This is a genomic window from Paenibacillus sp. NRS-1781 (genome assembly GCF_050467745.1).
GTDB classification, from domain to species: Bacteria; Bacillota; Bacilli; order Paenibacillales; family Paenibacillaceae; genus Paenibacillus; species Paenibacillus terrae_A.
Genome location: NZ_JBITPI010000028.1, coordinates 1 through 9,448 on the forward strand (window position 1 = coordinate 1; position 9,448 = coordinate 9,448).

Sequence of the window (9,448 nt, forward strand, 5' to 3'; positions counted from 1 at the left end):
ACTTGGCTTGACAATCCGTCAAAAGAATAAATGAAGTGAAATCAAGGATGCCGCTGAAATCATATGACAATGCATCTAAGCTGTGAGGCTTTTGCCCTTTGGTTATCAGGTGTCAAGCACAGAAGCATATTCAGATAACACACGGCCGGACCTAAGATAAGAGCTATCTAAGGTCCGGTCACGTCATAGATGCGGAAACGTTATAAGAAATCCCCCAAAATAATCGAAATGAAAGGAGGACATATCATAGAACACTTTTCGTTTATTTATCAAGTTGAAACGGCAAGTTTAAATAAATAAATTAAAGAACTAGAAAGACTTATTCATTCCCTAAACCTGTCGGACCAATTAGAATTGCACGGAAAATTAAGTATACAGACATTACAAGTCATCAAGGATCATAAGGATCAGATTAGTATTCATAAGCATGTTAAAGAGCATATGATTTGGTACTACTTTAGACAGCAAGAGTGGACAGAAGCTGTTTTGGAAGAAGTAATTAAAATCTATGAGCAGGAAAGATTTATTGCAATGGAAAGCATTATTGTAAGTTCGTTAAAGGAAGATAAAGTAGAAGAACATCAGATTGAAAAGATAAGAAGAGCATTCAACACAAAAGAAGTTAAAAAGCAGATTGATAGATGGCTTAAAAGAAATAAGAAAGAATAATGCAACATAATCAATGAAGAAGAGGACATCTTATAGCATTATATTCACGCGTTGGACATTCGTCCTAGGTCCGGTAGTCGCCGGACACCCAGCATACGCTGGGTTCATGAATACAACAACGTTATGTGAAATACCATGCAACAATTTTAAAAATCTATTAAAACAAAAACAAGAAAATGAGGGAAACGCCCAATGACGTTGCAAGACTTATTTAATGACAAACCAACCAAACTATGGAACAAAAGAATGATTGAATATGGAGATGACCTTTTTACAGAAGAGAGATTATTAATGTGTGATAAAGTCCTAGATAACTATCTAAACCAATTAATATTATTACAAGAAACCAAATATCCTGAAAGTATTATGAAGGCTGTTGAAGAAATTGTAATTACGTTTAATGAATTGAATGATACGAACGATTATTTTATTGAAACAATGGAACGTGAAGAATTGGCTGAATTTATAGATAAGGCAGCAAGACTAGCTGGATTAGAAATTGAGGAGGATCAAGATATTACAGAAGAATGGAGAGAATGGTGATGCTGAATTAAACAGGATTTGTAAGTTGTTTCAATGAAGTCATGGTACTTCACATGACATAATATCCTCGCATCGGGTATATGCCCTCGGTCCGGCATTTAAGCATTTCGGAGAAGTAGCAGGCAGCTGGACACATCCGACTTCGCCGGACGTCGTGAATACAGAAACGTTAAGTGAAATTCTATTGCGAAAATGTAAATAAATAACAAGGAGAACAATAATGTACGTAATAAGAGCGACACAAAAACTGCTAAAAGAAATGGATTGTAAAGTACAAAAAACAGATATATCTATTCCGTTAAATACATGGCATGCCAATATGTTCACTTTGAATAGAAGAAAAACAATCGTATTCATGAATGACTTATCAAGATTAAGTTTAACGATCGTAGGAGTTAAAAAGGCACAATTAAAAAATGTAGAAGAGTTATTCGTTAATGAACTAAGGAATTATTTAATGAGTGAGGAAATCGAAGAAAAAGTAATCAGCAGATATATCGAAGACAATGAAGGTATGATTATCACAACTACTAATAATCGAAGTGTGATAGGAACATTAAATGAAATTATCTATACGATGAAAATCATAGAGCAAGAATTTAATGAAGGAATAGAAAGAAATCAATGGAATAACCGATTCATCTATAAAGCTATAAAATATGAGTATCCCATCGAGGTGTTTAAGAAGGCGATGGAAGAAAACTACGGAGGATAAATGAAAGTAAGCGTAAAGAGGCAATGGAATCAGATAACATACTATTCAAGCAGCGGCTCCTTGTGGAGCCTGGATTTGCGAGAAGGATTTCGAAGGAGGCATTTCAGCAGACAACCCTTCGGGTTCATGAATACAGAAACGTTAGACGAAACCTGTGCGAGATAAAATAATCAAAAACAAAAAAAGATAACTTAATATAGAATCAACTCAATGGAGGTGTAACTAATGTTGAAACTAGAACGAGCCATAAAAAATGATGCACAAAAACTTGCGGAAATACAAAAGGCCAGCTTTGATGAAGAATCAAAACATTTCAATAATAACGAAATCGGTGGTCCACTAGGATATGATTTCATAAGCTGGCAAGAAGAAATGATGCAAAATTGTGAATATTTCAAGGTGCTTTTTAATGGAGAAATAATAGGGGGGGCTTTGATATTTATAGAAAGCAACCAAGTTCATATATGGTCGAGTAAGATTTCCAAAGTATTGTTGAACATAATTTCATCAGTTCGAATGTTTAAGTCAAGACATGTCGAATATGTTTTTGATAAAGAAAATTAAAGAAAAATTCACTTCATGTGTAAAAGGGATATCAGCTGATTAGTTATAAACCTTTTCAAAAAGATGACAGGGATTTCGTCTGCTACTATGTAATTCAAGCAAAGGCTAAAAAAAATATCAGAGGCGATGAATATGATGAATTTAGAGTCAGAAAGATTACTTATTGAAGGGATTCCAAAAGGTCTTTATAACACAAGAAGAAAATCAAAAAACAAGGATTATGCAATTAAGGCTGTTAAATTAATAAAGGTACAACCAAATCTATTAGAAGACATTAAAGAACTATGGAACAAGGTTACTAATAATAGTGGAATATCACACAATCATCAAATGGATGTTGTAAAGGTGCCCTATAAGAAGAATTACATACAAGGATAATCCTCATGGTATTTTCAGGGATGGAATTGCAACGCATAACATAATATTCAAGCAACGGCACTGGAGGCGACTCAAAACGTCAGTATGTTGTCCGTGGCAGCGCGGTTGATGAAGGATCGCAGAGTATGGCGCTTAGTCTTGCCTGTTTAGCGCTTTACGGAATCGAAGCCACGCTGATCGACCTTGTGCTCACGGTATTCTGCATATTTGTCATCCTGCTGGGTATCGGCATAGCTCTTCCAAACTTGTCTGAGCATGGCCCTCGTGGATTACCATGATGTCCTAGGGACCTCAGGAGCTATGTTTGGACTCGGCTATTATTTGCTGGTGAGTATGATTACGAGCGGCATGAGTTTGATTCATAACGGTGCGCTACTTACGATGCCTTTATACTTTCTTGTACTGGTTCTGTCCATGCTGTTGGTCAGTTTGATGCAAAATCCCAAGGAACAACAGGCAGCAACATAGCCGAGCGTTTCCTATGCAGCAAGGAGCCATCCAACCAGCCTTCCTGCAATGTGAAGGAAACACAAAAGCCCGCGTCGGACGCGGGCTTTTCGTATTTATTTTCCCCTGATCAGCACGGGGTTCTTCATAATCAATTGTGGCGGATTCCCGATTAAGTGTTCATATCCTTTATTGCCGGAATATTAATTTCTTTAACGCAGGCTGCCTTGGACAGGTTGACTATGCATTTTACAATGGAAACCATATCCGCTAGGGGGATACGTGTCCCATTATATTCGTCAAGTGCCCGTTCACTTCCCTCTTCATATGGAATTTCAGCTGCCAGCTCCCCCGGGTTGATACACGTAACGGCAATGCCGTCGTGTCTTGTATGTTCTCTCAAGGCCTCCGTGATCCCTCGAATCGCAAATTTGGAGGCGACAAAAGCAACCTGGGTGTTGTTTGCATTATTCAGACCAGCTGTAGAGCCAATGAGAATGATTTTTCCAGCTTTCGATTGACGAAGGTGAGGTAATAACGATTGAATACATACAATGGCTGAGGTGACATTTACATGTATCAGTTGACTTATATCAGCAGGCTCATCTTTGTCGAATGTGTAGTGATCTTCAAATCCTTCCTTTTCCCAGATTCCGACATTGTAAATGAGAACATCCAGTGTGCCATTCCCGAGTTTATTGACGACAAGTGTGGCTGCGTTGAGATCAGACAGATCTGCCTGTATCCATATTCGTTCTACACCATCGTTCAGCTTCAAGTTGTCAGGCTTGGTGCGAGAAACTACCCAGACCTTATCGCCCTGTTGGGGCACACCCCTGACAAATGCATCTCCTAATCCTTTGCTTGCACCGAACACAAGATAGGTTTTCACTTCTAATTCTCCTTTTTTACGCACTTAATAGCAAAAATATGTTTCTGCGCCTATTCCTCCCCGGTAGCCAGCGGATTATCCTCATAGCTAATCCAATCGCTCCAGCTTCCATAATACAGCACTTGCAAATTTTACGTCCAGTTTGAAGTGATTGAGTGATATCTGAAGATCCCCACCGACTGATATTTTAACTTGCTAAAATTTAAGTTGATGTCCTTAAAAGTTAGATTTCTTGCTTCATCCGTACAACTTTCGCAGAGCCAAAATCAGCTCAATAGTACATGAAGCTAAGGTTTGATATCAGAGTCAACTCCAGCAATGGGGTGCTGCTTTGCCCAACTATATCTTGCACACTTGCCAGCATCTGAGGCTGTACGTTCACCTCAAAGGAAGACGGAATCTGAACGGGTACATCCGTAGTCACCGGAAACTTGGCATTTTGCCAAGCGGAGAAGCTTTCGTCCATGACATACACCTGTTCATGACCGATGTAGCGAAGCAGCCACCATAGCAGAGATGCATTCATCCCGCTTTGATCGTCATAAGCAACAATACGACTATTGGAGCCGATGCCAGCTTTGACAAGGCGGTTTGCAAGTGCAACCGGATCAGGAAGCAGGTGACGTCCTCCGTGCGCAGATCCCATGGGTTACAAGTGCCCTTCCCAGCGGTCAGACGAAGGGGTAATGGAGGAATCCATCATCAGAACACCGATGCCTGCACCAAAGTTGGCCATATACAGGAAAAAACTTTTCTCTGCCAGTAATCATTTTATACTAAAATTTGGGAATTGAAATTGAAATTGAAATCGAAATCGAGAGGGAATGATTGTGTTATATGTAAATGTAATTTACAATAATGACTGTAGAAAAATACATATTTTAAGGAGAGTTAGATGAGAAAAAAGTATATAATAGCGTTGTTAAGTGTGATTATGTTGTTTGGAGTAGTACCCGCATACGGGGTGGGAGCTCCTTGAGATTCTCTAGTTTGGGATAGTGATATTGAGTTTAAAAGATTCTTTGGAATTAACATTACGACATTCACAGATAACAAAAGCACAACAAAGACGATTTATCCTAAGTCTGTTCGAGATTCAAAAATGGTTGGAGAGTGGATATATTTCTTGGTAGCGGATGGGACAGATGAGTGGTTTTATAAGATTGCTAAAATTAAAAAAGATGGTTCAGCGTTTACTTATATAAGCCAGGATGCAGATTTTTCAAGTTTTGAAGTTGTAGGAGATACGATTAACTTTTTGAAAAGGAGAAAAGGCGAGGATTTTCAAACTCCATTGTCTTTTGGCTCAATGAGAACAGATGGCACAAAGGAAAAGATTGTTATGTCTAAACCTCCTTTTAACGATATCGGAATTAATAACTTTATCAGGATTAACAAAGGGTATATATACTATAAAGACTATGGTAATGGCAAATTGTATCGTATGAAGAAAGATGGTACAGGAGCTAAGGTAATATCCTCAAAAGGTGTGTCGACATACGAATTTTATGGCGATGTTTTGTTTTTTTCGGAGGTGGTGAAAGGACGCTATAATGACAGTTATATAGGTGTCCTTGCAGATCTGAATGGAACTAGAAAAATAACATTTGTCTCGAAGGAGGATAGTCTTTACCCTATAGCATATGTCGATAATAAGTTCTATTATACAACTGATAAGCCCCAAGACAACTTAGGCAATTTTAAGAGTGATATGCATGTTTATAATCGCTATACAGGTAAAAAGAACAAGTTGCTTTCTTTGGATACTAATGATCGGTTTTTGGGAAAAGTAGAGGGTGGTTTTGCATTCCTGTCTTTTAAGAAAGAAACCGTGTATAAGGTTGGATTTGATGGGAAAGTGAAAAAATAATAATTAGCCCTGATCCATGAAAAAACAGATAGACTATTGCAGCAGAGATATTAGACACTAGTGAAAGCCCACGGTGAGCGTGAGCTTTTTGTACTTTCCTACACTTATTTTATAATTCCCCGGTAGCCACCAGATTCTTCTCATAACTAATCCAATCGCTCCAGCTACCGGAATACAACTTCACATTTGAGCATCCCGCTTCTTTCAACGCAATCACATTCGGGCAGGCGGAGACACCGGAGCCGCAATACACAATAATTGCACCATCTTTGTCCAGCTTGCTGAAACGTTCTTCCAACGCATTGGTACCAGACCAGCGTCCTTCCGAGTCCAGTAGATCTCAAGGAATTCTGAGATATCTATCCGTTTAATAAACTGTAAAGGGAGAGTGGAAATAAACCATCCGACCTTCCCAATTTGTTTCTTGTTTTTTTGGTGGATATTCTAATTATAAAGAATAACAAAGATGCGAAGAAGAGGAGTTGTGATATCTTAACAGTCCAGAGGGACGAAAAGTCCATAATTACTATGCTAGTCATAGAAGGGGAGGCATAAGTATTTTTGGTTAAGTACACTGACAGACATTGGTTACGTATTTTGTAGACCATATGAGGGTGTACCCGTAAAAAAATGCACAATATAGTCGGTTTACCCTTATATGTTTATTATTGTCTATACTTTTATAGGGATATTTGGTATGATATCTAACATAAGTGAATTGAATATACCCTGTCAGGAGGTTTGTAATGGTTAATCTAATACATAAAAATGAAGTCAAAGTGGTTTTTATCGGTGAGTCAGGTTGTGGTAAAAGCACTTTAATAAGACATTTGTCATTGGACCCAGACGCCATAAAAGAAGCTTCATCTAGCAAAGGTCATGCAGGAACTACAAAAGTTACAATTGAATATCTTCTTGGAGAATATGACAAAATTGAAATTGATTCTGTGTTCTGTACTATTGTTAGCCCAAGAGATCCTAATTTTAAATTTGTGGGCGATACAGATTTCGAAAAATTTTTAGGTGACATTGGTGAGTTAGAGAGGTTGGATAGAACCGATGAAGAGTTTGAAAAAAACGTTAATGAATTAGCTAAAGAATATTTAAGCAATATGTCTCTTGAAGATGTCTTTTTTTTAATAAACAAACCAAACACATTTTTCAACCGTATAACAATTTCACTGCCTGTTAACAGACAATTATTACATGAGATGAAAGAAAATAATATAGATATACTAAGACTAATCGATACAAGAGGGATCGGTGACGAAGATAACATTGAAAGAGTTATTCCTTTTGCTGGTGCAGATGCAATAATGATAGTGGGCAAAGCCACAACACCATCGCCCTACATCTTAAAAGGGTTAACTGAAATATGTGAGAGATATAAACATATCCCAGTTTTATTTATCGGTACACATGCAATGAATGAGGATGAAGTCGATATTTCATCAAGCGATTCAGTAGAGACATACCTGACCAAATTAAACGAGTTCAATACAAATGAAGATTGCCAAATTAGACATCTATACGCAGATGTCTTTGAGAAACATCTGGATGTAATTGAGCCTGTTCAAAAGGTTATGAAAGAATGTCGAATTAATAATGTGCCGTATCTTAAGTCACTTGCAATTCCTGGAACTAAGCCCTCAAATTACTATAAGTTTTATATTCCTGCGTGTATTCAAACTTTCAGTAACTGCATTAAAACAATCAGTTCCTATCAGGTTGCTCAAAAAGAGGTTTCAAACCAAATAAATACAAGTAAAAATAGTCTTTACATGGCACTATGTAGTCAACATATTTTAGAGATGGTTGAAAAGTGCTTGGAGCCTACGCCCAGTAGCAGATATGAATGGTATGTGGATTTTATATCAGTTGCTAAAGGACTTTCTCAAAGATCTGGCTCCCCTGTTGAATATTCATACAATTGTGTTGCCGCAACCTTGAGGACTATGTTGAGGCTGTCTATCAATTCAGCGTCTTTTAGCAACAATACAATCAGTAATGACATTCTTGGATTTTTCTTTAATAGAATCTTGGAGCATCATTCGTACAGTTGGTATTGGGGATATAATAATGGATACTATTACAATAATATAAATTTCTGCGAAGAAATTGTATGGAGTTGTAAAAAGAGACTGCGTAAAGAAAATCTATCATTGGATCAAGTAGTATGTACAAGACATAACAAGCAGTATGATCGATACAAAACAATTCAGATCTTGCTGTATGAAGAATGTGTAAGATATCTCATAAACAAATTTGACAAAGACACAGAATTTAACAATTTCATCAATAGCAACATCGAAGCTATTCCTGACGTGGTGACAGAGTAGGCACTAACTTTGCTCACCCTTATAGAGGTGGATTCAGTACCATCCTCTAGTAAAGCGAGTAAGAAGAATAATGGATCGGCTACACTTAGTTGGACAATAAAAATAGTGGCTTGTAGAATAGATCTAACTGATGAAGCAGCGGATCTCTACCATGTCCAAACAACAACGACGGACATTTAAGGTGGAGTTTAAAAAGCAAATGGTGCAACTCTATGAAAATGGGAAGTCCAGAGCCAAAATTGTCGAGGAATACGACCTCACCGCTTCGGCTTTAGACCGCTGGATCAAGCAATCAAGGGCAAGCGGTTCCTTCAAAGAAAAGGACAATCGTTCACAACTCAACGTTATATTATCTACCTGCGAAGGTTACTTTCAATATTATGAGCCCAGACTTGGGGCATATCTTAGGAATTTGTAAAATTTATTACGCACGGTGGAGAAAAATGAATAGATTACTGGCATCGATCAAAAAAAGAATACACCAGAATAATTAGTTCCCAGTTGTCTGCCAGTGAGCAGACTATACTGTTCTATCACGCCTGTTGATTAACCATAATAAGTAATTTAATTAATAAAACCAGAGGTACTCTGAAGAAGAACGCGCTGAATTTGAATCAGCCATTCAACAGGTAGGTTTTGAAGAAGAAATAGACGGGAAAAACGCGCAAAGGAAAGAACGGCATGTTTTGGCCATGAAGTCTGAGCAGCAACAAATAGCCAATTGAGCAGGACATAGACGATTAGAGCACAAAAGAGTTGCCCATAGACCGCATTTTCGGTTGTGCCAAACAGCGTTGGAATATTCAAATGTTGCTTGATCCAACGGAAAAAGACTTCAATCTGCCACCGAGCTTTATACATCTGTGCGATTTGTTCTGCGGTCATCTGCATTAAATCGGTAACCACCCGAATTTCCCGACCTTCAAAATCTCGAAACATCACCACACGATGACGTTGCCTGGAACGACACTGAGGGGTTCCCAACTGGCAAGGATATCTCGAATGACGGATGAATCTGGCTTCTGGAGGCG

11 protein-coding genes and 3 pseudogenes are annotated in these 9,448 nt (G+C 38.1%); 10 read left to right on the forward strand and 4 right to left on the reverse strand.

The features are described 5' to 3' along the window. Positions 1 to 441: 441 nt before the first annotated feature. From ACIFO6_RS11630 to ACIFO6_RS11655, 6 genes and pseudogenes are all read left to right on the forward strand, one after another. The gene (locus ACIFO6_RS11630; RefSeq protein WP_430040828.1) at positions 442 to 669 is read left to right on the forward strand and encodes a hypothetical protein; all 228 of its coding nucleotides are present in this window, start codon (positions 442 to 444) and stop codon (positions 667 to 669) included. Between the two features lie 192 nt (positions 670 to 861). Further along, complete coding sequence (locus ACIFO6_RS11635; protein WP_430040829.1) at positions 862 to 1,212, forward strand: hypothetical protein; 351 nt, start codon at positions 862 to 864, stop codon at positions 1,210 to 1,212. Positions 1,213 to 1,432: 220 nt separating this feature from the next. Next, positions 1,433 to 1,927 (forward strand): DUF6933 domain-containing protein, encoded by a 495-nt coding sequence (locus tag ACIFO6_RS11640; RefSeq protein WP_430040830.1) that lies wholly within the window; start codon positions 1,433 to 1,435, stop codon positions 1,925 to 1,927. 225 nt (positions 1,928 to 2,152) lie between these two features. Continuing rightward, positions 2,153 to 2,389: pseudogene (locus ACIFO6_RS11645) on the forward strand (GNAT family N-acetyltransferase); the annotation flags it as partial. Positions 2,390 to 2,617: 228 nt separating this feature from the next. After that, entirely contained in the window at positions 2,618 to 2,869 is a 252-nt protein-coding gene (locus ACIFO6_RS11650) for a DUF6979 family protein (RefSeq protein ID WP_430040831.1), read from the forward strand. Between the two features lie 300 nt (positions 2,870 to 3,169). Further along, positions 3,170 to 3,337 (forward strand): hypothetical protein, encoded by a 168-nt coding sequence (locus ACIFO6_RS11655; RefSeq protein WP_430040832.1) that lies wholly within the window; start codon positions 3,170 to 3,172, stop codon positions 3,335 to 3,337. 151 nt (positions 3,338 to 3,488) lie between these two features. Here the strand turns inward: ACIFO6_RS11655 and ACIFO6_RS11660 are convergent, their stop codons facing one another. Together ACIFO6_RS11660 and ACIFO6_RS11665 are read right to left on the reverse strand one after the other, a co-directional pair. Next, on the reverse strand, positions 3,489 to 4,208 hold the full coding sequence (locus ACIFO6_RS11660; RefSeq protein WP_430040833.1) for an SDR family NAD(P)-dependent oxidoreductase: 720 nt from the start codon (positions 4,206 to 4,208) through the stop codon (positions 3,489 to 3,491). Positions 4,209 to 4,479: 271 nt separating this feature from the next. Next, positions 4,480 to 4,854, reverse strand: coding sequence for a sulfurtransferase (locus tag ACIFO6_RS11665; protein ID WP_430040834.1), 375 nt, complete (start codon positions 4,852 to 4,854; stop codon positions 4,480 to 4,482). A gap of 387 nt (positions 4,855 to 5,241) precedes the next feature. On the opposite strand from ACIFO6_RS11665, the gene ACIFO6_RS11670 reads away from it, so the two are divergent. Further along, positions 5,242 to 6,078 carry a DUF5050 domain-containing protein gene (locus ACIFO6_RS11670; protein WP_430040837.1) on the forward strand — a complete coding sequence of 279 codons (837 nt, stop codon included), beginning with the start codon at positions 5,242 to 5,244 and terminating at the stop codon, positions 6,076 to 6,078. Between the two features lie 109 nt (positions 6,079 to 6,187). Here ACIFO6_RS11670 and ACIFO6_RS11675 read toward each other — a convergent pair. Then, positions 6,188 to 6,418, reverse strand: a pseudogene (locus ACIFO6_RS11675) (sulfurtransferase); the annotation flags it as partial. 406 nt (positions 6,419 to 6,824) lie between these two features. Here ACIFO6_RS11675 and ACIFO6_RS11680 point away from each other — a divergent pair. From ACIFO6_RS11680 to ACIFO6_RS11690, 3 genes and pseudogenes are all read left to right on the forward strand, one after another. Continuing rightward, entirely contained in the window at positions 6,825 to 8,417 is a 1,593-nt protein-coding gene (locus ACIFO6_RS11680; RefSeq protein WP_430040835.1) for a hypothetical protein, read from the forward strand. Between the two features lie 151 nt (positions 8,418 to 8,568). After that, positions 8,569 to 8,745 (forward strand): annotated as a pseudogene (locus ACIFO6_RS11685) (transposase); the annotation flags it as partial. A 119-nt stretch (positions 8,746 to 8,864) separates the two neighbouring features. Further along, positions 8,865 to 8,963 carry a putative phage abortive infection protein gene (locus ACIFO6_RS11690; protein WP_430040838.1) on the forward strand — a complete coding sequence of 33 codons (99 nt, stop codon included), beginning with the start codon at positions 8,865 to 8,867 and terminating at the stop codon, positions 8,961 to 8,963. Between the two features lie 18 nt (positions 8,964 to 8,981). Here the strand turns inward: ACIFO6_RS11690 and ACIFO6_RS11695 are convergent. After that, positions 8,982 to 9,448: transposase (locus tag ACIFO6_RS11695; RefSeq protein WP_430040836.1), on the reverse strand; the 467-nt coding region annotated here is incomplete at its 5' end.

Bases quoted from the DNA above. Each gene is read 5' to 3' on its own strand.
- ACIFO6_RS11630 (WP_430040828.1), top strand. From the start codon at position 442: ATGATTTGGTACTACTTTAGACAGCAAGAGTGGACAGAAGCTGTTTTG.
- ACIFO6_RS11635 (WP_430040829.1), top strand. From the start codon at position 862: ATGACGTTGCAAGACTTATTTAATGACAAACCAACCAAACTATGGAAC.
- ACIFO6_RS11640 (WP_430040830.1), top strand. From the start codon at position 1,433: ATGTACGTAATAAGAGCGACACAAAAACTGCTAAAAGAAATGGATTGT.
- ACIFO6_RS11650 (WP_430040831.1), top strand. From the start codon at position 2,618: ATGAATATGATGAATTTAGAGTCAGAAAGATTACTTATTGAAGGGATT.
- ACIFO6_RS11655 (WP_430040832.1), top strand. From the start codon at position 3,170: ATGTTTGGACTCGGCTATTATTTGCTGGTGAGTATGATTACGAGCGGC.
- ACIFO6_RS11665 (WP_430040834.1), bottom strand. From the start codon at position 4,854: ATGGGATCTGCGCACGGAGGACGTCACCTGCTTCCTGATCCGGTTGCA.
- ACIFO6_RS11680 (WP_430040835.1), top strand. From the start codon at position 6,825: ATGGTTAATCTAATACATAAAAATGAAGTCAAAGTGGTTTTTATCGGT.